The 25,375-nt window shown below is 47.5% G+C and carries 20 protein-coding genes; 19 read left to right on the forward strand and 1 reads right to left on the reverse strand.

What is annotated here, in order from left to right; genetic code table 11:
- Positions 1-89: 89 nt before the first annotated feature.
- The 8 genes from EBB54_RS24410 (at position 90) to EBB54_RS24445 (ending at position 12,577) form a co-directional block, all read left to right on the forward strand.
- The gene (locus EBB54_RS24410) at positions 90-1,394 is read left to right on the forward strand and encodes an amidohydrolase family protein (protein ID WP_125129340.1); all 1,305 of its coding nucleotides are present in this window, start codon (positions 90-92) and stop codon (positions 1,392-1,394) included.
- A gap of 13 nt (positions 1,395-1,407) precedes the next feature.
- Positions 1,408-2,172 (forward strand): sulfite exporter TauE/SafE family protein, encoded by a 765-nt coding sequence (locus EBB54_RS24415; RefSeq protein ID WP_125129341.1) that lies wholly within the window; start codon positions 1,408-1,410, stop codon positions 2,170-2,172.
- Positions 2,173-2,465: 293 nt separating this feature from the next.
- Entirely contained in the window at positions 2,466-3,137 is a 672-nt protein-coding gene (locus EBB54_RS24420) for a response regulator transcription factor (RefSeq protein WP_125129342.1), read from the forward strand.
- Positions 3,134-4,471, forward strand: coding sequence for a sensor histidine kinase (locus EBB54_RS24425; RefSeq protein WP_125129343.1), 1,338 nt, complete (start codon positions 3,134-3,136; stop codon positions 4,469-4,471). Before EBB54_RS24420 ends, EBB54_RS24425 begins: the two co-directional genes overlap by 4 nt.
- A 61-nt stretch (positions 4,472-4,532) precedes the next feature.
- Positions 4,533-5,213: an ABC transporter ATP-binding protein gene (locus tag EBB54_RS24430; RefSeq protein ID WP_125129344.1), complete on the forward strand. Its 681-nt coding sequence runs from the start codon at positions 4,533-4,535 to the stop codon at positions 5,211-5,213.
- A gap of 5 nt (positions 5,214-5,218) precedes the next feature.
- On the forward strand, positions 5,219-7,519 hold the full coding sequence (locus tag EBB54_RS24435; RefSeq protein ID WP_125129345.1) for an ABC transporter permease: 2,301 nt from the start codon (positions 5,219-5,221) through the stop codon (positions 7,517-7,519).
- A 132-nt stretch (positions 7,520-7,651) separates the two neighbouring features.
- Entirely contained in the window at positions 7,652-9,415 is a 1,764-nt protein-coding gene (locus tag EBB54_RS24440; protein ID WP_125129346.1) for a hypothetical protein, read from the forward strand.
- A gap of 327 nt (positions 9,416-9,742) precedes the next feature.
- Complete coding sequence (locus tag EBB54_RS24445; protein WP_125129347.1) at positions 9,743-12,577, forward strand: serine/threonine-protein kinase; 2,835 nt, start codon at positions 9,743-9,745, stop codon at positions 12,575-12,577.
- Between the two features lie 12 nt (positions 12,578-12,589).
- Here EBB54_RS24445 and EBB54_RS24450 read toward each other — a convergent pair whose 3' ends face one another.
- The gene (locus EBB54_RS24450) at positions 12,590-12,895 is read right to left on the reverse strand and encodes a helix-turn-helix domain-containing protein (protein ID WP_004075683.1); all 306 of its coding nucleotides are present in this window, start codon (positions 12,893-12,895) and stop codon (positions 12,590-12,592) included.
- Between the two features lie 327 nt (positions 12,896-13,222).
- Here EBB54_RS24450 and EBB54_RS24455 point away from each other — a divergent pair, with 327 nt between their 5' ends.
- From EBB54_RS24455 to EBB54_RS24505, 11 genes are all read left to right on the forward strand, one after another.
- The gene (locus EBB54_RS24455; RefSeq protein ID WP_125129348.1) at positions 13,223-14,287 is read left to right on the forward strand and encodes a P-loop NTPase family protein; all 1,065 of its coding nucleotides are present in this window, start codon (positions 13,223-13,225) and stop codon (positions 14,285-14,287) included.
- A 32-nt stretch (positions 14,288-14,319) separates the two neighbouring features.
- Positions 14,320-15,561 carry a CpaF family protein gene (locus EBB54_RS24460; protein WP_330554604.1) on the forward strand — a complete coding sequence of 414 codons (1,242 nt, stop codon included), beginning with the start codon at positions 14,320-14,322 and terminating at the stop codon, positions 15,559-15,561.
- Positions 15,558-16,454 carry a type II secretion system F family protein gene (locus tag EBB54_RS24465; protein ID WP_125129349.1) on the forward strand — a complete coding sequence of 299 codons (897 nt, stop codon included), beginning with the start codon at positions 15,558-15,560 and terminating at the stop codon, positions 16,452-16,454. The genes EBB54_RS24460 and EBB54_RS24465 overlap by 4 nt, the downstream gene beginning before the upstream one ends.
- 98 nt (positions 16,455-16,552) lie before the next feature.
- On the forward strand, positions 16,553-17,416 hold the full coding sequence (locus tag EBB54_RS24470) for a type II secretion system F family protein (protein WP_125129350.1): 864 nt from the start codon (positions 16,553-16,555) through the stop codon (positions 17,414-17,416).
- Positions 17,417-17,531: 115 nt separating this feature from the next.
- Positions 17,532-17,747, forward strand: a complete 216-nt coding sequence (locus EBB54_RS24475; RefSeq protein ID WP_125129351.1) for an archaellin/type IV pilin N-terminal domain-containing protein — start codon at positions 17,532-17,534, stop codon at positions 17,745-17,747.
- A 78-nt stretch (positions 17,748-17,825) separates the two neighbouring features.
- Positions 17,826-18,521, forward strand: a complete 696-nt coding sequence (locus EBB54_RS24480; RefSeq protein WP_125129352.1) for a hypothetical protein — start codon at positions 17,826-17,828, stop codon at positions 18,519-18,521.
- Between the two features lie 11 nt (positions 18,522-18,532).
- Positions 18,533-21,283, forward strand: a complete 2,751-nt coding sequence (locus tag EBB54_RS24485; RefSeq protein ID WP_125129353.1) for a DUF5702 domain-containing protein — start codon at positions 18,533-18,535, stop codon at positions 21,281-21,283.
- A 27-nt stretch (positions 21,284-21,310) separates the two neighbouring features.
- Entirely contained in the window at positions 21,311-21,949 is a 639-nt protein-coding gene (locus tag EBB54_RS24490; protein ID WP_125129354.1) for a hypothetical protein, read from the forward strand.
- Between the two features lie 15 nt (positions 21,950-21,964).
- On the forward strand, positions 21,965-22,546 hold the full coding sequence (locus EBB54_RS24495; protein WP_125129355.1) for a prepilin peptidase: 582 nt from the start codon (positions 21,965-21,967) through the stop codon (positions 22,544-22,546).
- A gap of 7 nt (positions 22,547-22,553) precedes the next feature.
- Positions 22,554-23,864: a WG repeat-containing protein gene (locus EBB54_RS24500; protein ID WP_125129356.1), complete on the forward strand. Its 1,311-nt coding sequence runs from the start codon at positions 22,554-22,556 to the stop codon at positions 23,862-23,864.
- A 104-nt stretch (positions 23,865-23,968) separates the two neighbouring features.
- Positions 23,969-25,375, forward strand: coding sequence for a DUF6382 domain-containing protein (locus tag EBB54_RS24505; RefSeq protein WP_125129357.1), 1,407 nt, complete (start codon positions 23,969-23,971; stop codon positions 25,373-25,375).

The raw sequence follows: 25,375 nt of genomic DNA on the forward strand, positions 1-25,375 counted from the left end.
AGCTTCGGCGGAAATGCAGGGATACAGATGGTGTACATATGAAATAGCAGGCTGAAAATTGTTGGAATCATCAAAGAGGAGAAAATATCATGGAAAAATGTGATTTGTTGATCAAAAATGCAGTTGTTATGACAGACTATGAAACGGTAGAATATGGAATGGACATCGCGGTATCAGACGGCAGAATCACGGCGGTGGCAAAAAGCGGCGCCAGGGAATTTTGCGCGGAGAAAACCATTTCCGGAGAGGAAAAACTGTTCATGCCGGGGCTCATTGACAGCCATATGCATACCGGACAGCAGCTTTTGAAGGGGCTTGTGCTGGATGCGAAGCCGATCATCTGGACCCGGGTGATGCTCCCCTTTGAGAGTACGCTGACCCCGGAAAAAATGAAGCTGTCCGCCCAGGCGGCGGCCCTGGAAATGATCAAGTCCGGTACAACGGCGTTTATAGACGCAGGCAGCTACTACATGGACGCGGCTGCGGAGGTCTATGAGAAAAGCGGCCTGCGGGGATGCCTTTCCTATTCTACCATGGACGAGGACGGTCTGCCGGAGAGCATTGCCATGGACGCGGCGCAGGCTGTGACGGAAACAGACCGTCTATATGATGGATGGAACGGAAAAGGGAATCTGAAGGTGTATTATTCCCTGCGCGCGTTAAATTCCTGTTCCCATGAGCTGACCGAGCTGGCGGCCGGCCATGCACGGGAGCGGGGGGCGATGCTGCAGGCCCACATGAACGAGTACCAGGGCGAGGTTGACGGGATCATAAAGCGGGAAAATATGCGGCCTTATGAATTTTTGGAAAAAATGGGCGTCCTCTCGGATCGTTTTCTGGGAGCACACAGCCTGATCCTCTCCGAAACGGAGAAGGAACTGATCAAAAAGCGGGGCGTGAAGCTCTGCCACTGTCCATTCAGCAACTGTGGAAAGGCCGTGCCGGACACGCCGGATCTGGCGGAGCGCGGAATCATTCCCGGCTTTGGAACGGACGGGGCGGCCCACGGTGGGCTGAGCCTGTGGAACGAGATGCGGATTTTCCGGTCGCTGATGAACATTTACCACGGAGTCCCCAACCGCAACCCCAAGGTTATGCCTGCGGAACTGCTGTTTCGGATGCTCTGGGAAGGCGGCGCGGCGGCGGTCGATGAGGCGGGGCAGTGCGGAAAGATCGCGGAAGGCTGTAAGGCCGACTTTGTCAGCATTTATCTGGATGCCGGACGGCTGATTCCCAGCGGAAATCTGCTGCATACGATGTTTGAGTGCGCGGAATCCGGGGATGTGCGGGATATGGTCGTGGGCGGAAAAGTCCTGATGGAAAACCGGGAGGTTCAGACGCTGGATGAGGAGAAAATCCGGTTTGAAATGAAGGAATATATGAAGCGGATGTAGAAGGAGTTTTATCATGATCGTGTGTTTGATGACTGCTGCGGCCAACCTGGTGGTCGGCGGCCTGGTGGGGCTGTGCGGCGTGGCGGGGTTTTTGCTCCCCATGTTCTACACGGCCGGCCTGGGGATGAACGTTTCCGAAGGATTGGCGCTGAGCTTCGCCGCATTTATCGTGTCGGGGGCGCTGGGCTCCTGGAATTATAAAAAGGCCGGAAACCTGGATCTGGCCTTTGGGCTGCGGCTCAGCGCCGGAAGTCTGGCCGGGGCGATTCTGGGAGTTGTTTTGAACCTGGTCATTCCGGAGGAGCAGGTGAAAATGCTGCTGTATCTGGTGGTGCTGCTCTCCGGGATCTCCATTTTACTTCGGAAGGACAGCAAAAGAGGAACCCAATTCGGGGCGGCAAAATTTTCCATTGAAAAAAATCTGCCTATGACCCTTTTGCTGGGCTTTTTGACCGGAGCGGTCTGCTCCATGTCCGGAGCCGGAGGTCCCGTACTGGTTATGCCGCTTCTGGTGGTGTTCGGGATCTCCATCCGAACGGCGGTGGGCGTGGCCCTGTTCAATTCCATTTTCATCGGAATCCCGGCAGTAGCGGGCTACCTGGTGCAGTGCGACATGAAAAAAATCCTGCCTGTGCTGCTGGCCGCGCTGGCGGCCCATGCAGTGGGGGTATACTATGGAAGCAAGAACGCGGAACGGATCAACCAGGGGATACTGAAAAAAGGTGTGGCGGTGTTCTCCATTGTGATTGCGGGATGCCGGCTGACCGGGATAATGTAGGGAATGCAGGAAGTTGTGATTCAGTCATAATCCGTCACGAAACTGTAACTTTTTTCCACCTGTACGGTTGCAATCCGGAATCTCAGTTTTATGCAATTTATTGCAATAAAACTGAGATTATGGATTAGCAACCTACTCATGAATGAGCAAAAAGCGGCTGCGTTAGCAGACGTAAGAGTGCGTTAGCACGGTTTTTGCGAATGGATGAGTCGGTTGGAGGCTCTTTAGAGCATCCAACTGTACAGGTGGAATTTTTTCTGATACAATAAAAAGAAAAAAGGCGGAGACGGATTATGACTGATTTATATTATATCGAAGACGATCCCGACATTGCATGTACCGTAAAAGAATATCTGGAACAAAAAGGCTTCGCGGTGACAATCTGCGCAACCCTCGCACAGGCGAAGCATGCCTTAAAAATGCATGTGCCCGTGCTTGTCCTGCTGGACTGGAACATGCCGGACGGCCGCGGGGACAGCATGTGCCGGTGGATTCGCGGGGGCTGGAAGGAGCTGCCGATTATGTTTCTGACTGTCCGGGGCGATTCCAGCGATATCGTTTTCGGCTTTGAAAACGGCGCAGACGACTATGTGGTGAAGCCCTTCGCGCTGGAAGTACTGTATTCCCGAATCCTTGCGCTGCTGCGCAGGGCCGGCAATGTGTCAGAACAATATCTTTCCTGCGGCGGATTTCGGATTGACCAGAACCGCCGGAGCGTTTTCGGCAGTTCCGGGGAAATCAGCCTGAGCGCAGCCGAATATCAACTGCTTCTGTACCTGATGGAAAACAAGGGAAAGACCGTGACCAGAGAAAAAATCTTAGAGCAGGTATGGGATGTAAACGGCAATTATGTTAACGACAATACCCTGACGGTTACGATGAAGCGGCTGCGGGACAAGCTGAACCAGCCGTCTTGTCTGAAAACGGTCAGAAGCGTGGGGTACCGTATGGAGGACACAATATGAGCAGAAGGCACAACGGAATCGTTACTTTGGGGATTGTATTGTCCGTCAGCCTGATTGCGGCCGCGGCTTCGTTTATGCTCGCTTCCTGCCGTTACAGCCGGATGCAGTATAACCTGTTAAATGCGGTCTGCGGGGAAGTGCTGGGGCGCGAGCCGGAAGCCAGAAACATCCTTTTGTCTGCGCTCAAAGAATACAAAGACGGAAATGCCGGGGAGAAAACCGGGGAAAAAGCAGAGGAGGATGTTTTATTCGCATTGGGATACCGCAGATCTGATTTTTCAGATCCATTTGCCGGGCAGAACGCGGCTCTTGCGGCAGCAGGGGCTTTGCCGGGCTTTTTTCTTTTTATTATGACTTTTTTCTATCGGAACCAGAAGGAAACCCAGCGGATTCAGGCTCTGGCGGATTATCTGGAACAGGTGAACACCCAAAAGGCAGCCATTCTCTGTGCTTCCGGGGAGGATGATTTTTCAAAGCTGGAAGACGAGATATACAAGACGGTGACATTTCTCTACCAGACAAGAGATGCGGCGGTGCAGGCAAAAAATGATTTTGCGGAAAACCTGTCCAATATTGCCCATCAGATCAAGACGCCGATCACAGCCCTTTCCCTGTCTGTCCAGATGATGAAGCAGGATCTTGCCGGTCGGCCTGGCTGCGGCGCGGTATGTAATGCGGTGGGTTCGATGGATGTCAGGAGGCGGGAGGGCGGAAGTTTCCGAGCGCCAACGTCCGTTTCGGAGCAAGAAAGTGAAAACTTTCAGAGCTCTGCGTCCAGATCTCCGGGCCGCCATTTGGAACAGGCTGAGAAGCAGATTTTGCGTCTGACGCATTTGGAGGAGGCCCTGCTCGTATTGTCCCGGATTGATGCCGGAACGATTCTTTTGCAAAGAAAAGAAATAGATGTCTTTACTGTGCTTGTCCTTGCGGCAGATAATCTGCAGGAACTATTTGCCGGTTCCGGGGCTTCCGTTGATATCCCGGAGCTGGGGGAAATGATGATCACCGCAGATCTGGACTGGACGATGGAAGCCATTATGAACCTGATGAAAAACTGTATGGAGCACAGCGATGGAGGAACCGTCCGCTGTTCCTATGCGCAGAATCCCTTATATACGGAAATTCTGATCTGGGATGACGGAGAAGGGTTTGCAAAAGAGGACCTCCCGCATCTTTTCGAACGATTCTACCGCGGGCAGAATGCCGGGGAGGGCGGAATCGGAATCGGTCTGGCCCTGGCAAAAGAAATGATCGAGCGTCAAAACGGGACAATACGGGCAAAAAACAGGCTCGACGGCGGCGCCCTTTTTGAAATTCGTTTCTATAGTCACTGAGTTGTAACTTTCATCTGCTATAATTGTATAAGAACAAATGGCAGGAAAGGAGAATCTCAGGATGGAGATTTTAAGATGCGAAGGAGTCAGGAAGGTATACGGTTCAGGCAGTAATCAGGTAACGGCGCTGGACGGAATTGATCTGTCCGTCAGCAAAGGGGAATTTGCTGCAATTGTGGGGGCGTCCGGTTCAGGCAAATCCACCCTTTTGCATATTCTCGGCAGTGTAGATAAACCCACAGAAGGAAAGGTGATCGTAGACGGAACCGACCTTTCCACGTTAAACCAGACACAGGCGGCAATTTTCCGGCGCAGGAAGGTTGGATTGGTCTATCAGTTTTACAATCTGATTCCCACCCTCACCGTGCGGAAAAATATACTTCTGCCTCTCGCGCTGGATCATAAAAAACCGAATCAAGAATATTTTGAAAAAGTGGTCAGTTCCCTCGGCCTTTCGGAAAAGCTGGAAGCGCTGCCGAGTCATCTCTCAGGCGGGCAGCAGCAAAGGGCCGCGATAGCGCGTTCTCTGATTTACCGTCCGGCGCTGCTTCTGGCAGACGAGCCTACCGGTAACCTGGATCAGAAAAATTCCAGGGAGATCATAGATATGCTGAAAATCTCCAACCGCAGCCTGGAGCAGACGATTTTACTGATTACCCATGACGAAAAGGCCGCTTTGGAGGCGGAACGGATCATTACGATTGAGGATGGACGCATCGTCCGCGACGAGCGGAGGAGGTGAGGGGCATGTGGAGAGACTATTCATCGGGCTTGCTTAAAAACAACCATACCTCCGTTTTATCCGTCAGGGTGTCCGCATTTATTTCCGCACTGCTGTTATCGCTGCTGTGCGGATTGTTTTACAATATGTGGAAGTATGAGGTGGAAAGGATCGAGCGGGAGGAAGGCGGCTGGCACAGCCGGCTGATCGGCGAGATCAGCGATAAAGACCTGGAAGTGATAAAAAATTTCGGCAATGTAAAGGATGCAGTGAGAAACGAAAGCGGGAAGGCAGGAATATCAACGGATATCGGGGATGCAGAAGCGTTAACAGATATAGAAGGGGCAGAAGCGTTAACAGTGAACGAGGGCGCGGAAAACTCGGCGGATCTTTATTTTTATGATCTGAGGAATGTTTTCTCTGATACCCCGCGAATTGCGGAGCTGGTCGGGATTTCTCCGGAAAAAGCAGTTTACAACTACCCGCTTCTGGCAATGTACCTGATCCGCGATTCCCGGGATACGGCTCCAAGGCTGGTGTTTCCGATGTTTATTATAATCATGGCAATGGCGTCGATGTCGCTGGTCGTGATCATACACAATGCTTTTGCGGTATCCATGAACGCACGGGTTCACCAGTTCGGTATTTTTTCCAGTATCGGAGCTACGCCGAGACAAATCCGGACGTGCCTTCTGCAGGAAGCCGCCGCCCTTTGCGCCGTACCGGTCATAGCCGGGAATCTGCTGGGGATCGCAGGAGCCATGGGACTTCTGCATATGACAAATGTTCTGTTGGCAGGCGGAGCCGCAGGGCGGCACAAAGCGGTTTTCGGCGTTCACCCCCTGGTTTTGGCAGGGGCATTAGGTGTGACTGTTGTCACGATCTGGATTTCCGCATGGCTGCCGGCCAAAAAATTAAGCAGGCTGACACCGCTTGAAGCAATCAGGAGCACGGATGAATTACAGCTAAAGCGCAGGAAAAATTCTCCCATACTCGCGCGGCTGTTCGGCGTGGAAGGAGAGCTGGCCGGAAATGCATTAAAAGCGCAGAAAAAAGCCCTGCGGACCGCGTCGTTTTCCCTGGCCCTTGCATTCATGGCATATACGATGATGCAGTGCTTCTTTTCCCTTTCCGGAATCAGCACAAGGGAGACCTATTTCGAAAGATACCAGAATGTATGGGATATTATGGTTACGGTAAAGGACGCCGGGGCAGATATTTTTGAGGAAACAAAAGCCGTCCGAAATCTTGCCGGGGTAAAAGATGCCGCTGCATATCAAAAAGCATCCGCCAAGAGAATCATCACAGAGGAAGAAATGAGCGAAGATATGAAGGCTTTCGGCGGATTTTCCCATGCTTCCGGGGAGTTTGTGACGAAGGTCGATAGCGGCTGGCTGGTAAATGCACCGATTCTGGTTATGGATGACGAGAGCTTTTTGGATTATTGTAAGCAGATCGGTATTGCACCGCGGCTTGACGGGGCCGTGATTCGAAACCAGATCCGCGATGTGACAAACCCCGATTTCCGGCACCCGGATTTTATGCCTTATCTAAAGCAAGATGATCTGGAAAAAGAATCTGTCAGCATTTTAAGGCAGTCAGGGAATGAACAGGTGACTGCAGAAATCCCGGTTCTGTCCTATGCGGAGGAGGTTCCTGCCTTACGGGAAGAGTACGCAGCCCTGGACTACTATGAGCTGGTGCATTTTATCCCGGTTTCTTTATGGGAAGAAATCAAAGGGCAGACAGGGGGCGGGGAGAGCGATTTTTACATTCGTGTCATTGGGAAGGAAAATGCTGCGTTAGAAGAATTGAACGCACTGCAGGATCAGATCGAACAGCTGCTCAGTCGAAAATATACCGTAGAATGCGAAAACCGTATTCAGGAATATGAAACGAACCGCAGCCAGATCTGGGGAGTGATGACCTTTTTCGGAGCTTTATGCGTTCTGCTTGCGCTGATCGGCATTGGCAATATCTTTTCCAATACACTGGGATTTGTGCGCCAAAGAAAAAGAGAATTTGCAAGATATATGTCTATCGGGCTGACTCCGGAAGAACTCCGCAAAATGTTCTGCATTGAGGCGCTGGCCATCGCCGGCCGGCCGATCCTGATCACCCTCCCGCCGGCGGTCCTTGCGGCAGGGTATATGCTGAAGCTGAGTTATGTCGATGCAGGAGAATTTTTAGCAGAGGCGCCGCTGATGCCAATTATTGCTTTCATGCTGGCGATCCTGGGGGCTGTGGGGCTGGCGTACTTTCTGGCCTGGCGGAATGTACGCAGGATCAGTCTGGCGGAGGTGCTCAGGGATGATACGATGATGTAAAAAATGGGGCGTAAAAAGGTTCTTAAGTATTTTTTCTGATCAGTAAAAAAGTGATTGCACATAATAACGATATATCGTATAATAAAAACGATATAATGAACTAAATATAATTTATGAAAGGAAGTAGTTACAATGAGAAAGTGGAAAGGGCCTGGGAAAGGCCTGGGTGTCCTGCTTTTGACTGCGGCGCTTGTATGCGGCTCAGTTCAGCCTGTATTTGCGGACGGGGATGGAGCAGACAGCCCAAGTACAGAAGTACAGGAGAAAAAAGCGGACGGTGAGATAACACCCGGCGGAGACCTTACGGGTGGGACAAACCCAAATGCGGAAGTCGTAGCTGCGGAAGCAGCAGGAGAAAACAAGGACAAAAAAGATCTGGGTAATGTCCTTTCGGATGGAGAAAATCCAGATGCGGGAACAACAGATCAGAAAAAAACAGATGCAGATACTCCGGAGGATGATGCATCAAAAAAAGAAGCAACTGAAGTGAATGCTGCAGGTACAAAAACAAATACTATGGAAGGTACAGAAAAAGCATCTTCAGAATTGACAAAAGATGTCAAGGACAACGATTCGGAGACGAAGCCTTTAGCAGCGAATAACGCAGATCCAGTTGTAGCGGCAGATTCGGTTACATGGGAGGGCGGTCTGTTGAAGGTGCCGGTGGATTTAGGTGGTTATACTGCAGACGAGATATTACCGGTACTGCGTTTTGCGCCGGAGAATACGGATACCCAAAGTATGTGGCGTTATCCGACTTTAGAAGGAGACTATGTGGTATATTCTCCATTGCGAGATTATGAATCGTGTGATATAGAAACATTTTGGACAAAAAAAGGAACCTATGATGTGACAATGGAGTTCCATTTATCCGATAGCTCTGAGGATTTGATCTGTACAGATACATTTACACTAACGATTCCTCTCGACAGTAAGATGTGGCAGACAGAGGAAAAAGTGGTAAAATTTGACGGAAGTCAGGATCTTACATTTCATTTTACAAATGGAACGAATTATTGTCAATTGGAGTCAATCAATTATGTTCAGTTATTTATGTTTAAAGGAAATTTTGAAAATGTTAGCCTAGGGGATGGAGGATATACATATGATATGGCGGCAGGTACTTTGACACTTGACAAAGATTTGGCTAGCGCAGCCCTGCGGGAAACTATACGGGATGCTCTGCAGGCAGGATTACCTGAACCGCCTGAAAAAGCATTTGTTAATGTGGATGCAGTAGCTGTATCGGGAGAAGAAGTAATAAGGTTTAATCGTATAGAGAAGAATGGATATAGATCGTATCCGGCATGGGAACTTGACCTCACCAACTTCGACTGGACAGCAGAAGAATTAAAAATCGTACCGGAAGCGACAGACTATACATATATGAAAGGCGACCAGGACGGCGCTACGATCAAATGTACCGGCGCACTGGAAGATTTTGTAAGTGTAGAGGTGGACGGTGTTCTGGTAGATCATAATAATTACACTCTGAAGAGTGGTTCCACGATCCTGACATTTACGGCAAAATATCTGAGTACCCTTTCGGTTGGCAAGCATGAGGTTACTATGAATTATACCTACGGCTCAGTAGATACGAATCTGACGGTACGTGCCCGCACAAACCCAGGCGGCAGTTCATCGAGCGGCTCAGGATCAAGTTCAACAGGCAAACCGGTGACCCCTGTCAATCCGACTGAGCCTGCGGCTCCCGCGCCGTCCAATCCGGCAGGAGCAACGACTGCGGTTTCGGCAAATGGAAGCAATACTTCAGGAAATATAACCAGTGTCCAGACAGGAGACAATACGGCAGTGATGCTTTGGGTACTGGCCGCTGTGTTTGCGGCGGGAACATGTGGAGTATTGGGATGGAAACGCTATTCAGGTAAACTCTGATACGTTTCTTAACGCACAGATGGAAAAATATTATGGGGCAGAAATAAAAGGTTTCTGTTCCATAATATTTTTTTGCCCGAACATAAAAAAATAATTGTGCCTGATTACGATTTATAGTATAATAATAACGATTATACGAAGCGTAAGGAGAAGATTCGATTGATGGATTGGCTGACAAATGAAGCTTTATTTTATGGCGGGTTGAGTGTATTGGTATGTTCACTGGTATTAGGAATTGTGTACTACGCATTTTCGTATATTAGAAAAGTACGCTTGAATATACAGCTTGATGAGGAATACGGGAAAGAACTTTAACAGGAGACAGACATGCAGCAAATGATTGCCTCAACATACGAAATTATTGAAAAACTAGGTTCCGGCGGAGGAGGAACCGTTTATCTGGCAAGGCATCTCCGTCTGAAAAAGAAAGTAGTCCTGAAAGCAGATAAGCGGAAACTGAGTGTGGATCAGGAACTGCTGCGCCGGGAGGTAGATATTCTAAAGGATCTGAGCCATCCGCATATTCCAAAAGTATACGATTTCTTCGTAGAAGGAGAAGAGGTCTATACTGTTATGGATTATATTGAAGGAGAGAGTCTTGATAAAGCTTTAAAAAGGGGAGAAATATTTTCACAGCCCCAGGTGATTCGATGGGCCAATCAGCTTCTGGACGCACTCAATTACCTCCACAGCCCAATCCATGGAAATCCGCCGAGAGGATTCGTGCACAGTGATATCAAACCGGCGAATCTCATGCGGACCATACAAGGCGGCATTTGTCTGATTGATTTTAACATTGCGCTTGCTCTTGGCGAGGAAAATGTGATCGGATGCAGCGCAGGATATGCATCCCCGGAACATTACGGACTGGATTTCTCCATTGAGGATGAAGAAGAGGACGAAACAGATATTACGGTTACATTACCAATAGGGGGCAGATATTGTTCAGACACTTCCGGAAAGCGAATCAAAACTCCGGATGTCCGTTCGGATATATACAGTACAGGAGCGACTCTGTACCACCTGCTGAACGGCAGCCGTCCATCAAGAAACGCGAAAGAGGTAGTGCGGCTTTCCAATAAAAAATTCAGTCCCCAGGTAGTAAGAATCATTTCCAAAGCAATGAACCCTAACCCGGATCGAAGGTATCAGACCGCCGAAGAGATGAGAAAGGATTTTCTGGATCTGCGGAAAAATGATTCCAGGATGCGCCGGTGGAAAAGGCAGCGTCTGTTTGCATCCATATTATTCTCGTTCTTTTTCGTAACAGGCGGGGCTGCCGCTTTCATCGGACTGAAAAGAATGCAAAGGATGGAGATCTGGCTGAATCATACGGAAGCATCACAAAAAGTATTAGATCAGGGAGATGCAGAGTCAGCAGTAAAAAGCACTCTTGAAATATTATCAAAATCAACAGGTCAGATGATACCGGAGCATGTGCCGGGAGTACAGAACGTACTGACGGAGGCGCTTGGAGTATACGACCTTTCTGACGGATACAAGCGATATAAAACTGTGGATCTGCCGTCACCTCCCCTGTATCTGTCGATTGCGCCGGATGGAAGAAACGGATCGGCCCTGTGCGGGCAGTCTGTACTCATATTTGATACGGCCAGCGGAGAGATCACGGCAGAATTACCAGCCGAAGCAACGGCCCTGTCAGAGATAAAATATCTGGATAACAAAGTAATTTTATATGCGGGAAAAGGCGGCATCAAAGCATACGATACAGATGCAGGCCGGGAATTATGGACAGGAGCGCCCGCGGTATCCATCTGCGTTTCCGGAGACGGCAGATATGCGGCAGGAATCTATGATGGGGATTCATTTGCAACGATTTATGATACCGGGACAGGGGAAGTGAAAGGCAAGGCTGATTTTGGCGGCAGGCAGCAGGACATTGCAATCAGAAACAATCTGTTTGCCCTAAACCACGACGGCTCCTGGCTGGGCGCAAGCTTCGATGACGGTTCTGTCCATATGTATGATCTGGAAAATCCGGACAATGAGATCATTGTTTTTGACAAAGGCTCTGAGTACACACATTTTGAAGGTGGGTTTTACAAGAAATATTTTGCTTTTTCGGCATCCAATGAAGAGAAATCAACATTCGCCGTGATCGATCTGGAAAATAAAGAAGAAAAAGGCGGTTTTCAGTCAGAATCAGCTTTCCGGGTACAGACGGATGAAAGTGGAATCTATGTACAGTCGGATCATATTCTGGTGAGGATAGATCCGAATACAGGGGAGCAGACGCCGCTGGTTACGATGACAGAAAAGATACTCTGCTTTGCCCGATGTAAAAACCGGACTGTCGCAGCTTCTGAAAATGGGATTTATTTTTTTGATGAAACCGGACAGATGATATCTTCCTGGGGAGAAGAATACAGAAGCGATTTTGCCGGTATTACAGATGGGACGGCTGTTACAGGATGTATGGATAAGCCTGTGATCCGGATTATGCAGTATGAAGAAAATCAGGATACGGAAATGTTCGTATACAACCCTGATTATGAACATGACGAAGCAAGGATCAGTGCCGATGAAAAGACGCTGATGCTCTTTTCATATGACCGATTCCGCATCTGCGGCAGAGACGGCACTTTGATCCGGGACGTAGACCTGCCGGATTCGGCCCATGTATCAGATCAGCAGTTTATCAGGGATGGGGAAGACTCATTTCTGGAAGTAATCTATGATAATGGAAAGAAATCTGTTTACTCGGCAAGAGATGGAGAGCTGATTTCGGGAGAAAGCGATGGAAAATCTGCCGGGAACTTTTGGGAAAAATTAGACGAGGAGTTTTTAATCAATGATTTTCGGATCGAATCACCGCTTCATGGAACGCCAATTGTATATGACGCGGAAACAGGGGAAGAGATTGCCAGGCTGAAGGAAGATGCATATCTGACCTATGTAACAAAATCCGGAGATTATCTTGCTGCCCAGTTTATAACGGCAGACGGGAAATGCTCAGGTCAGCTTCTGGATGAAACCTGTGAGGTGCTGGCAGAGCTTCCATATCTATGCGATGTGATCGGAGATTACCTGGTTTTTGACTACCCGTCAGGTACAATCCGGAAATCAAAGATCTACAGTTTGGATGAACTGATGGAAATGGCTGCCATGACCCGTACAAACGCATCATGGCAGGCAGAGTGACAGCCACATCACTTAAAGAAGCTTCAGAAACTGAATCAGTGCTTCGTACTGCTGAGAATCCAACTTTGCGGCATAGTGGAGCAATTGGACCTGCTGGTCATTAAGAAGGGTGGCATTATCATTGTCTTCCAGGAAAAATTGAGACAACGTAATTCCAAAGGCATCGCAGATCTTGCTGAGAGAAGGGATCGTAGGAAGCATATTTTTACGATACCAGGAAGAAATCGTAGACTGCGTGAGCCCTGATTTTTCGGCCAGTTGATATTCAGACCAATTGCGTTCCAGACGGTATTGAACGATCTTGCCTAATATATCCATAGCAGGGTTTCACCTCCTGAATAAATATTAGTCACAGTTCACACTCTGCCATTTTCTATATGTTTTTACGGATGTTAATACAGTGTTTTTAATATTTATATCTTCTGCAAAAAAGCCTGTATCATTTGCCTGCGGTTTCGAAATGAAACCGGCAGACCGAGCGCCCATTAGTATTATCAGTGTGACCTGCAACAACCCGCGTTACAGAATTACAGGTATACTTGCTAATTATAAGTGAATTAGTATTGCAATTTACTACGCTAAAACATATAATAAAAACGATAAAACATAGTGTTAAAGCATATGTTCTTCAGAGAGGAAACTACAATGAAAATAAAAGTGGCCGTATTGGATCATGATATAGAGTTTATGGACAGGCTGGCAAAAATATTCCAGCAAAAATATGCGGACAGAATCAGCCTTTCTCTGTTTTCAAATGAAGATACATTGTATGAAGGGCTGAAAACCTTTCATGCCGATATCGTGCTGTTTGATGAATTTATCCAAATAAAAGAAGCGTGCATACCGGATGGAGTGACCGCCGGATATTTCAGTGCGATACCAGATGTGGATGAAATCGGGGGAATGCCAGCTATATGCAGATATCAGAAGGCAGAGATGATTTATAAAATGATCCTCGGTTTGTATGCGGAGAACCTTTCGGATGTAAAGCTGAAGAAAAGTAAAACAGAGGTTCAGACCGTATTGTTTACCTCGGTTCAGGGAGGGGCAGGAACATCGGCAGCCGCAGCCGCGTATGCGCTGAGTCAGGCTGAGAAGAAAAAGAAGCTGTTTTATTTATGCCTGCAGAAATTCGGGAATCCGGAGCTTTATTTTCATGGGGAAGGAAAGCTGAGTTTTTCGGATGTTATATATTCCCTGAAGAGCAGAAAGGGCAATCTCCTGATCAAGCTGGAAAGTGCGGCGCAGACTGACCCGTCGGGGGTAGATTTTTTCAGTTCCTGTAAAAATGCCTATGACATGTTCGAATTGTCCGATGATGAGGTGCGGATGCTTATTCAGGGACTTATGCAGTCTGCAAAATATGAGGAGATAGTCATAGACCTGTCTGGTGAAATGACGGAACGGATGGTTATGTTGATGCAGGATTATGCGGACCGGATCATATATGTATCAGATGGGAGTACTGCAGGAAATCAGAAATTTGAGAGTTTCTGTGAAACAGCGGGTGTGATGGAGCAGAGACAGGAATGTGAGATATTGAGTAAAACCTGTCTTCTGTACAGCCGTTTCAGCTCGAAAAGCAGCGTACGGCTTGAAAAAACGGCGGTTCCTGTTTTGGGAGGAATCCATCGGTTCGAAGGAATCGACGGGAGGAAGCTGGCGGAAAAAATCTCGGATGCGCTTCGGACAGTTTCAATACCTCTATAAATGGATTTTTTTACCGGATATACACGGAGGAAATGATGAAGGAAGAAAAAAAGTCTCAGATTGTAAAAAATCTCAGAACCAGAATTTTCGAAAAATACAATTTGAACCAGATTGATAATGACGCGCTGGAAGATGCGATTAAACAGCTTGTAGTCGAAGAGGTGAAAGATGAGTATATTACGATTGAAGAACGGATAGATATTACGGAGCGTATCTTTGACTCAATCCGCGGTCTGGGGCTTTTGGATTCCATTATAAAGGATGATGAAATTACGGAGGTTATGATCAACGGACCGGACGATATTTTTGTAGAGAAGTCGGGTGCGCTGTATAAACTGGATCAGGTATTTGATGATGAAAAGCAGCTGGAGGATATTGTGCAGAAGATCGTGGGACAGGCAGGAAGGGAAGTAAACCAGGCAAATCCCATTGTTGACACAAGACTGCCGGACGGTTCCCGTGTCAATGTGGTTTTGCCTCCGATTTCCCTGAATGGGGCGACGGTTACCATCCGAAAGTTTTCCAAGACTCCAATGACGATTCGGCAGCTTCTAAAATATGGTTCGATTACCCAGGAAGTCGCGCATGTTCTGGAGCTTCTTGTAAAAGCAAAGTATAACATTTTCATCTCCGGCGGAACGGGCTCCGGAAAGACTACATTTTTAAATGCAGTGTCCCACTTCATACCCCATGATGAGCGTGTCATTACGATTGAAGATTCGGCGGAACTCCAGATAGAAGGGATTGACAATCTGGTGAGGATGGAAACGAGAAACGCCAATGCATCGGGAAGCGGCGCAATTGCCATCCGCGACCTGATTAAGGCTTCACTGCGAATGCGTCCGGAGAGGATCATCGTGGGGGAGGTGCGCGGCGAGGAGGCGTTGGACATGCTCCAGGCCATGAACACGGGGCATGACGGATCTTTAAGCACCGGTCATGCCAACAGTACCAGAGATATGCTGAGCCGATTGGAGACAATGGTACTCCAGGGGTCCGAGGGACTGCCGCTGGAAGCAGTCAGGCAGCAGATCGCGTCTGCGGTGGATGTGGTTATCCATTTGTCCCGTCTTCGGGATAAGACAAGAAGAACTATGGAAATCAGCGAGATCACCGGATATGAGAAGGGCAGAATCCAGGTCAATCCCATTTACCGGTTTGTAGAAGATGAGGATTCCACCCTGGAAAAGGTCTCCGGTAGACTGATGCGGACGGAAAACCCGTTTCAAAATGATTATAAATTGAGATTATCTGGGATAAACGAGGTTATATGAGTATGGCCCTATGGAAGAAAAAACAAACGGAAAAGACGAAGCAGGCAGAAAAGAAAAAACAGGCAAAGGAAATAAAACAGACTGAAAAAAAGAAAAAGAAGAATAAGAAAAAGCCGGCAGAAGAATATGTGGAGCAGCATGGGCTGATGGGCAGCGGGAAAGACTATCATGTATATCACATGAAAAAAACAGACTTTTTGATTGCCTGGATTCTGGGATTCACAGCGGCGCTTATTGTACTGCTTGCATTTTTTGACAATGTAGTTTTAGCCCTGGCAGGAGGGGTGGTTTGTGCGAAGCTCATGCCGAACTATTATTGCGGATTTCGTAAAAAAAGACAGCTCAATGAGCTGCGAACGCAGTTTAAGGATCTGATGGAGTCGCTGACTTCCTCCTATTCCGCGGGACAGAACACGGTAGAAGCATTTAAGGATGCAATCAGCGACATGACGTCCATCTATGGGGAGGATGCGGATATAGTCCGGGAGGTGCAGATGATTTGTACCGGTCTGGAAAATAATATAAATATAGAAGAGCTTCTATTGGACTTTGCGAAGCGCAGCAGTCTGGACGATGTGATGAGCTTTGCGAATGTATTTGAAATCTGCAACCGCCAGGGAAGCGACCTGAAGCGGATCGTATCAGACACCCGGGAGATCATCAATGATAAGATCGAGGTGGAGATGGAGATTGAGACTATGATCGCGGGCTCGAAAAACGAACTGAATATTATGATGGTCATGCCGGTGATCGTGGTGGTCATGCTCCGGGGAATGGGTTCCGGTATGGCCGGTTCCAATACCGCTGCGTCAGTCATTGTGAAGATCATCTGCATGGGAATTTTCGGGCTGGCATATGTGATAGGGCGGAAGATCATTGATATTAAGATTTGAATCGCCGAAGATCCCCATCGCAGGAATGAAAGATAATCAAAAAGATTTGTCGATAAGGTTTTTAATCAGGAAGATATGAGAGGAAGAGGCTGCGGAAAATGGATATTGGCAGAATATGGATACTGGGTATTGCAACAATTCTGGTTCTTTTTTGGATGATACTGGCAGAAAAGTATGAGGGCACATATGCCGCGCTGGTCAATTCAATAGACCCGGAACAGTACAAATATCCGGAATTGTTCTGCATAGGATTTGCACTGATGAAATTTTTGAAAATTGACAGCAAGAGTAAAAACGCAAGGAAAAGGATCAAAGAGATTGCGGAGGTGCAGGGCAAAAGATATGCAGAATATTATTTTTATGTAATCAACGCCGCAAAATGGACTTACGGGTTTACGGTGCTGGTGCTTCTGGTATTGCTCGGGGCGTTGGGCAATGAACCGATGGCTGTCCTGATGGGGATTGTGCTGGCAGGTCTGGTCATGTGGTATGTGGAAGAACTGCTGAACGACAAGCTGGAAGCCAGGCGGGATGAACTTCTGGCCGATATGCCGCAGATGCTTTCTAAACTGACTTTGCTGGTCAATTCCGGCATGGTCGTGCGGGAAGCATGGAAAAAGGTGGCATATGGCAGCGACAGGGAGCTTTACAGGGAGATGCAGCTAACCGTAACGGAGGTGCAGAATGGGATTACGGAGATAGACGCGTACAGGAACTTTGCGGAGAGGTGTTCGATCAAACAGATCCGAAGATTTACCTCCACTATGATTCAGAATATGCAGAAAGGCAACTCGGAAATTTCTTATTTTTTAAAGGAGCTGTCAGATGAAATGTGGGAGGAAAAAAAGCACCTGGTAAAGAGAAAGGGGGAGGCGGCAAATTCCAAGCTGATGATCCCTACGACCATGATCTTTATCGGGATATTGATTATGATCATGGTTCCGGCATTTTTAAATATGTAAGCAAATGGTTTCTGCCGTTCTGCCTGACTGCCGAATGATACTGTATGGTTAGATGGGGAACGGGAAACCAGTTGACTTAAATACATTATGAAGAGAAAGAGGAGAGAGAACGATAATGAAAACATTGGATAACCTGTATTGGAGAGTGAAGTTTGGGCTGATGAATTGGGTGGAGAACTTTTTGATGGATGAGGAAGGGGACTCGAATTTGGTATCAGTGATTGTGCTTATTGTAATTGTACTTGCAGCAGCTGCTATCTTTAGAAAACAACTAATTTTAGCGGTAGAAACCATTATGGCAAATCTGATGGGGTTTATTAATGAAAAATAAGAACTTGGGGCAGATAAAACACAATGGGCAAACTTTGAGAACAATGAGCAAAGCTTTGCCGTAGAAAAATAAACAATTATGAAAAAAATAAAAAACGAATCCGGCTCCATCATAGTAGAAGCGAGCATCTACTTCCCCCTCGTACTATGCACCGTAATGGCCCTGCTATACCTTGCATTATTTAATATGCAGGAATATTTACTGATGTTCCAGGTTCAGAAGACCGCAGCGGTTGCTGCCCGTGAGGAAGCATATCTGGGATATGAACAGTTCGGCATGGGCGGCGGCAATGAGATCGACTTCTCCTGGGGAGAGGACTCGGTACCCTCCGTTACAGAGGTAACAGCCTATTACAAGGCGCACCATGACAGCTTCAAAAGCCTTTACCGTGAGATTACAGGTTTCTTTTCGGGCGGCAGCGGTTCAGGCTATGCTTCCCGGTTTGCAGACACAGTGAGAGAATCTACGATTGTCGTACTGGGAACCATCAGCGCTCCGGAAGTTCAGGTAGAGCGGGGGCTTTTGGGAACTGGAGTCACGGTGACGATCACCCACTCCCTCCCTATACCGGGGGTGCTGCGATATCTCGGCTACGAAGGAGGCACCACGATCCGGGCCGCAGCCTATAGCTGCTCTATCAATCCGGGGGAATTTGTCAGAAATGTGGATGTGGCCTGTGATCTCATAAATTATATTTTGAAAAAATTCGGGTTGGATGAAAAATTTAACGTATTTCTTAAAAAAACAAATACAGTTTTAAATTACATATTCTAGGAGTCATAGGTTTGAAGATTTTTTACAAAAATAACGGGGCCATATCCGTATTCCTGTCGCTGATCCTTCTTCCGGTACTGGTGTTTGGGGGAATGACGGTGGATGCCTCTCGCATCTATATGTCTAAAGTGGTCATCTCAGATGCGGGAGAAATGGCGATGAACGCGGGGCTGGCCCAATATAATGAGAAGCTCCATGATGAATACGGTTTTCTGGTTATGGATCAATCTCCGGAGGATATGGAGGAAGATCTGGAAGCATTTTTTAACGGATCACTCAACGGGACAGGGATTCCAGACACAGAGGATTATAACAAAATCCTGGATCTGCTGACTAAGAGCTTTGACGCGATTGACGTACCAGGCTCCGAGATATACCGGACAGAGGTGGAGAAGCAGCAGATTTTGGAATATATGAAATACAGGGCTCCGGTCTGCATAGCAGAACTGCTGACACAGAAATTGGATCAACTGCGTGACACAAAGAAAATGACCGAAGCCATGGAAGCGCAGATGGAATTTAGTGAAGCCATGGAAGAATGCCAGGATGAATTTGAGAAGGCAAAGGAAACGCTGGATGCGCTGGACCGTATTGTCACAACATTTCCTGATACTGCGGGAATCAGAAAAGAACTGTCAGATACAGAAAAGGACTATAAGGAGGTTGCTGCAAAATGCCTTCTGATGCGGGAGGCAATCCAGAATTACGATCACCGCTCCAATCACCAAAGCGGTGATTTAAAGGAAATGGCGGAAAGATTTATTGATTCTGCAAAGAAGGTGAGTCTGAGTGCACCGGACATTTATCAGGAAAAGAATTTTAACAGCTATATCGAATGCCTGGATTATAAGAAAGCCGTAGAAGATCTGGGCGGGATACAAAAATTATCAGAGCAGGGTCAGGACTTAGAAGATGAGATGGATTCGGAAACCGGAGCGGATTCAGAAGAAGGATCAGATTCGGAAAATGGGGATGTTTCCGGGGCAGGAGACAATCCTTCGGAAAATGCCGCTGTGTCCGAAGAAGACCGCAGGGAACTGGAAGAAATCACCGAAAAATATAAGGCAGAGACGGAAAGGCTGATGGGAAATTCAGCTTCTTATTCGAATGCCCTCCTGGAGACGGCCAAGCAGATCGTCTCCGCTCATTCTGAAAAGCTTCAATCCTACCGAAGCGCTGCGGAAACCGCGGCACAGACGGCAAAGGTGGCCAGTCGTCAGCTGAAAGAGGTGGAAAAAAAGCTGAAAAACGCGGCAGATACATTTTCCAAATGGGATGATAAGACCGAGAAACTGAAAGCAGTCGGTAAAGCAGGCCAAATGGAAAACAATGTAAAGGGGTACAGAGATTTTTTTTCTAATGGGGAAGGAAAATCCAACCTGCAGAAGCTTGAAAAACTGATGTCCAAGGTGGAGGAGGATGAGAAGTATTTCAGTGAATGGAAAAGCGTACTGAAAAAAGAACAATTTTTCCGGCAGTCCATCGCTGAGGTATCATACGCATCTCAGCTCAGTACATACATGAGGGAAGCGAAGACTGCAGTATCCGGCGCGGAGGTGCGGTATGCGTCCCTGGAACAGGTCAGGAAGAATTATATTGCGAACTACGATCATATCGAGGCATCCAATTCCTACAGCCTGCGGCTGATCGGCAATGATCCGTTTTATATCAAGCTTCAGGAATACTGCAATAAGGAAACCGAAGATTCCCAGCAGGAGCAGGACGAGGCAAACCAGAGGCTGGAAGAGGGCAAGGCGGCAAGTGAAGAAGCCAATAAAGAGGACGCATATCCCACCTATAACTGGAATCAGGCAGGCGTTAAGCTTCCGTCTGCAATGGCCGGCGCGGGGGGCAGGGATGCCGACGGGAAGCTGACAGACCTGAATGCTTCAAGCGATGTCAATAACAGTTCTGCCCGCAAAGGTACCATCCAGAAGTTCAAAAATTCCATAAGCGAGGCAAATTCTTTTCTGGACAAGCTGGAACAGATTTTAAAAAGCGGAATTGAGAAATTGTATATTGCGGAATATGCCATGCAGATGTTTTCTTATTATACGGTGGATCAGGAGAACGGACAAACACGGCCGGATTCAGAGATCATCAGTCTCAGTGGCTATAGCTTGAAAGAGCATGAGGCATATAGGGCGGAGTGTGAATATATCCTGTGGGGGAATCCGGAATCCCGGAAAAATGTGAAAAATACGGTTATGGTCATTTTTGGAATCCGGCTGCTGTTCAATTCCTTTTTTGCTTTTACGGACTCTGAGATTGATGGAACGGCAAAAGCAGCGGCAACCGCAATCACAGGAGCAGCGCCTTATCTGAAGCCTATTGTAGAGGTCGTGATCAAACTGGGCTTTGCCGGAGTCGAGACGGCAAGTGATATATCGAAGATCAGGCAGGGATATGGGGTTGCTGCTATAAAAAATAAGAATACCTGGGCGACTTTTCCTCATTTTGGTTCAAATACGAAAGATACAGAAACCTTTACCCTGGACTATTCAGAATATATGCGGATTTTCCTATGCATTTCACTGCTGGGGGGGAATGAAGCGGCCGTGCTCGGAAGAATCGCGGACTGCATCCAGGTCAATACGCCGGACACGGATCTGCTGACCAGCTATACCATGCTTTCCATTCAAGCAGAAGTCAGCTCCAGGACGACCTTTATGCGAAAAATATCCGAACTGGGAGAAGGCGGGGCATGGGGGTTTCCGGATGACCGCTACACCATTTCCTATCAGAGTATACTCGGGTATTGAGATACCGTGAAGAAATGGAGGAGAAAGATGAAGAAGAGACATTCACATTATGACGGCAGCAGGGGCTCCCTGACTGTAGAGGCGCTTTTATTTCTGATTCCGTTTATGATGGCGTTTTGTACCCTGATCAATGCAGCCAGATTTGTACAGGCGGAAATGCTGATCCACCATGCAATCACCCAGACCGCAAAGCAGGTTTCCACATACAGCTATGTGCTGACAAAAGCAGAGATCAGCTCCCGGATACAGGAGACGAACCGGAAGAGCGAGAAGTTTCAGGTGACTGTGGAGGAAGCCGCAAGCTCCATCCAGGGATTTACAAACGCCCTCAGCAATACGGATGAACTGTTTGACGAAATGCTCAGCCTCATAAAATCAGAGGGAAGAAACGCGGTTCTGACAAAAATGATCGGCAGTTTTTCGAAGCGAAATATCGAAAATTCTATTTCTCTGATTTCCGGAGATCCGGACCGGTTCCTGGAAAATATCGGGATCGTGGGAGGAATGGAAGGGCTGGATTTTGAGAAATCGAAATGGCTTTCTAATGGAGAAGGAAAGGGAAATGTCGAAATCATTGTGGACTATACGATGGAAAATTTGCTGTTCCCGGATTTTAAATTCGGACAGAAAAGATTTTGTCAATGCGCATATACTTCGATCTGGTAAAGGCGCCGGGAATAGATGGATTTTACAGAAAGGCGGAAAAAAATATTGGACCAGAACAGGAAATATCCGAAGAGACTCCTTATTTTGGAAGGGATACTGGGAATCGGGCTGACGGCGGAATTTTGTATGCTTTCATACGGCCCGCCTAAAATTGTCCGTTATCTGATCCTGCTTGTGGCAATGTTTGCGATTGCCTGGATTGACTGGCACGACAGACGTATCCCAAATAAAATCTTGGTCCTGCTGCTTGCGGCAAGGGGAATATTGCTGTGTATAGAGTGGGCGGCATATCCGGAATACGGGTTTTCACTGTTTCTCTCCGTGCTGTTCGGGCTGCTGACGGGCGGCGGGATGTTTCTGCTTGCCGGCGTAATTTCCCGGGGCGGTATTGGGATGGGCGATATAAAGTTATTTGCCGTGACGGGAAGCTACATGGGGAGCGGGAGCATTCTGGCCGTTATTTTTTTGACCGTCATGGCATCCGCGGTTTACAGCGTGGTTATGCTGCTCTTAAAAAAGGTAAAATTGAAGGAGGAAATACCATTTGCACCGTTTATATTGATCGGCACGATCCTGACAATGGCGCTTGGTATGTAATGCACGTATGAAAAAAAATATCATGCTCCTGTTCATAGCCATGCTGGGATTGTCATGGTATACGGCTGTATCAGAAGCGGTAAATAATCCCAAAAAAGTACAGGAGCATCTGCAGAAGGCGGCAGAACTGGAAGAAAAAGGAATTTATGTGGATGCGGTGACGGAGTATGAGCAGGCATTAGAGTATGCCCCGGAGGATTCGGACATCTATATCCGGATGGCAGATGCTTACCGAAACGGCGGAGACAGCAGGAAATTTGCATCCACCTGTGAAAAAGCCGCGGAAGCTTTTCAGGAAGATACAAAAGCCATGGACCTGCTCATGGAATATTATATGGAAAACGATTATGAAAGCAAGGCTGTAAAATATCTGACCAATTTTTTGGAAGCATATCCAGACAATGAAAATGCGCAGAAATGGTTTTTGGAGTTAAAGGGCAGCTATACGGAGCTGTATTGCCGTTATGAAAAAATGAGTGATATTGTAAATGATTCCATGGTGGTCATGGAGGACGGGCTATACGGGATTGCGGATGCAGAAGGACGGGAGATCATTGCAGCTGAGTATGAGGAGCTGCAGCCTTTTTCCAAAGATGGATTCGCTCTGGCGAAAAATGACGGCGGGGATTATCTCTATATTGACCGGGACGGACAGACCCGCAAGGTTCCTGATGAGATTTACCAGGCGCCGGGGATGATCAGCGAGGATCGGGCAGCAGTATGCCGGGATGGAAAGTATGGTTATCTGGATGAAGAAATGGAACCGGCCGGGGAGTTCGTCTGGGAGGAACTGACCGGGATCAAAAACAGTACCGGGGCAGGAAAGAGAGATGGAAAATGGGTTCTCGTCAATAAGAATGGCGAGCCAAAAACCGAAGAGCGGTATGAAGATGTGGTCATGGATAAAAGTGGTTTTTGTTCCAACCAAGAGCGTATTTTTGTCAAAACGGGAAAAGCGTATTTCCTGATAGACCGGAAGGGAAAGAGGATCGGCGAGCTGACATTTGATGATGCGAAAGCATTTACGGAAAACGGATATGCGGCGGTGTGCCGCGGCGATAAATGGGGATTTGTCAATCAGGACGGCGAGTTAGTGACAGAGTATCAGTATGAAGAGGCCGAATCCTTTCAGAACGGGTACGCGGCGGTATGCATAGGCGGATTGTGGGGATATATTGATGCGGATGGACAGCAGATCATAGACTGCCGGTTTACCGGGGCATCACATTTTTCAAAATCCGGTACGGCGGCTGTGAAGATAGAAAACGACGACGGGGAGGAAGAATGGAAACTGATCCGGTTAAATATATTTTCATAATCCAGGTGTTAAAAAGGTATTTTATTGCTGCGGAACGGAAAATGAAAAAGTTTGACGGAGAATTGATTTTTGCAGGAACTGTGTAAACGGAGGGATATACAAAAATGACAGCATTTACATATGAAGAACAGGGGGACAGAAGATATCTGGTATATGAAAAAAAGCCGGAAGATACACTGGACACTCTGACTCTGGAAATGATATCCAACAATCAGATCGAGGGGCTTGCCCCTGCAAACCATATCCAGATGGATGATCATTTTTATATGAAATATGATATTACCGGATGTAAGAGCCTTCGGGAATATATGCAGGGAACTATAAACAGGCAGCAGCTTTTACATATTATGGAGTCGATTGTGGATACAGCTATGGAAGCGGAGGACTATATGCTGAGGTTTTCCTCCTTTGTGTTGGACACGGATTATATGTATATGGACGGGGCGGGCAGAAAAGTGTTTTGCATCGTCCTTCCGGTTGTGCGTGAAGAAGCTCCGCTGGAGCTTTTTTTGAAGGAACTGCTTATGGGGGCGCAGTATAATCAGGCGGAGGACTGCAGCTATGTAGCCGCACTGATTAATTTTTTCAGCAGCCCGGGCTCTTTTTCCGTACATGGGCTGAAGGGACAGATTGCCGGACTTAAGAAGGAAAAGACCAGCCGAAAGAAGATAGAAGAGCAAAAAAGAGTACTGCCGGAGCCACCAGCTTCTCCGAAAAGAAGGGGGCACAGCGATGCACCCAATGATCCGGAAAAACAGAACTGTCTGGATATTTTATTTTCCGATGAGGAAGAGAAAACGCTTCGGGAAAAAATCGGACAATTCTTTAAAAGAGACCGATCAGAAAAAGACGAGTATGAGGAAGAGGAAATAGAGGACAGGAAAGAAAAGCGGGGCTTTTTTGGAAAAAGATCTGAAAAAAAGAAAAAGGATCAGGTGAAAGAACAGTCCGGGGACTCCATCCTGGGGGGAATTGCGATTCCCGGGATGGAGGTTCCGGTACGCCCGCAGAAAGAACGTCGTCCAGAAGATCAGGAACAGCAGCCTCATTTTGAGAAATATGAAAAACGGGAGATTCCGATCCCGGCCCAGAAAATCCCGCTGAAACAGTTGGAGACGGGTGGGAGCGATTTTGGAGAAACTGTATATCTTCAGGAAGAGGATGACGATGAGACTGCATTTCTTGGACAGGAGAAGGGAGGCGGTCCGGAGTTTTCCCTGTACCGTTTCAGTACAAAGGAAACATTTCGAATTACAGGGGACGTATCCAGGATTGGAAGAAGCCCTTCCATTGCGGAAATCAGCATAACAGGAAATAAATGTATCGGAAGGATTCACGCAATCTTGTATGTCCGCGGCCAGGATGTATTTATCGAGGACAACCATTCAAAAAACCATACGTATGTGGATGGAATCCGGTTAGATCCCGAGGACCCGCCTGTTCTGCTGAACCAGGGTTCAAAGATCCGGCTGGGAGATGAAGAGCTGGAATTTATAATTGAAGAGCGGTAG

Origin of the sequence: Schaedlerella arabinosiphila, from assembly GCF_003885045.1 — a bacterium.
Lineage (GTDB): Bacteria > Bacillota > Clostridia > Lachnospirales > Lachnospiraceae > Schaedlerella > Schaedlerella arabinosiphila.

Excerpts from the sequence above, each read along its gene's own strand:
- EBB54_RS24505 (WP_125129357.1), top strand. The coding sequence starts at position 23,969 with ATGACAGCATTTACATATGAAGAACAGGGGGACAGAAGATATCTGGTA.
- EBB54_RS24440 (WP_125129346.1), top strand. The coding sequence starts at position 7,652 with ATGAGAAAGTGGAAAGGGCCTGGGAAAGGCCTGGGTGTCCTGCTTTTG.
- EBB54_RS24425 (WP_125129343.1), top strand. The coding sequence starts at position 3,134 with ATGAGCAGAAGGCACAACGGAATCGTTACTTTGGGGATTGTATTGTCC.
- EBB54_RS24430 (WP_125129344.1), top strand. The coding sequence starts at position 4,533 with ATGGAGATTTTAAGATGCGAAGGAGTCAGGAAGGTATACGGTTCAGGC.
- EBB54_RS24445 (WP_125129347.1), top strand. The coding sequence starts at position 9,743 with ATGCAGCAAATGATTGCCTCAACATACGAAATTATTGAAAAACTAGGT.
- EBB54_RS24500 (WP_125129356.1), top strand. The coding sequence starts at position 22,554 with ATGAAAAAAAATATCATGCTCCTGTTCATAGCCATGCTGGGATTGTCA.
- EBB54_RS24415 (WP_125129341.1), top strand. The coding sequence starts at position 1,408 with ATGATCGTGTGTTTGATGACTGCTGCGGCCAACCTGGTGGTCGGCGGC.
- EBB54_RS24490 (WP_125129354.1), top strand. The coding sequence starts at position 21,311 with ATGAAGAAGAGACATTCACATTATGACGGCAGCAGGGGCTCCCTGACT.
- EBB54_RS24455 (WP_125129348.1), top strand. The coding sequence starts at position 13,223 with ATGAAAATAAAAGTGGCCGTATTGGATCATGATATAGAGTTTATGGAC.
- EBB54_RS24465 (WP_125129349.1), top strand. The coding sequence starts at position 15,558 with ATGAGTATGGCCCTATGGAAGAAAAAACAAACGGAAAAGACGAAGCAG.
- EBB54_RS24450 (WP_004075683.1), bottom strand. The coding sequence starts at position 12,895 with ATGGATATATTAGGCAAGATCGTTCAATACCGTCTGGAACGCAATTGG.
- EBB54_RS24420 (WP_125129342.1), top strand. The coding sequence starts at position 2,466 with ATGACTGATTTATATTATATCGAAGACGATCCCGACATTGCATGTACC.
- EBB54_RS24460 (WP_330554604.1), top strand. The coding sequence starts at position 14,320 with ATGATGAAGGAAGAAAAAAAGTCTCAGATTGTAAAAAATCTCAGAACC.
- EBB54_RS24470 (WP_125129350.1), top strand. The coding sequence starts at position 16,553 with ATGGATATTGGCAGAATATGGATACTGGGTATTGCAACAATTCTGGTT.
- EBB54_RS24495 (WP_125129355.1), top strand. The coding sequence starts at position 21,965 with ATGGATTTTACAGAAAGGCGGAAAAAAATATTGGACCAGAACAGGAAA.
- EBB54_RS24480 (WP_125129352.1), top strand. The coding sequence starts at position 17,826 with ATGAAAAAAATAAAAAACGAATCCGGCTCCATCATAGTAGAAGCGAGC.
- EBB54_RS24475 (WP_125129351.1), top strand. The coding sequence starts at position 17,532 with ATGAAAACATTGGATAACCTGTATTGGAGAGTGAAGTTTGGGCTGATG.
- EBB54_RS24410 (WP_125129340.1), top strand. The coding sequence starts at position 90 with ATGGAAAAATGTGATTTGTTGATCAAAAATGCAGTTGTTATGACAGAC.
- EBB54_RS24435 (WP_125129345.1), top strand. The coding sequence starts at position 5,219 with ATGTGGAGAGACTATTCATCGGGCTTGCTTAAAAACAACCATACCTCC.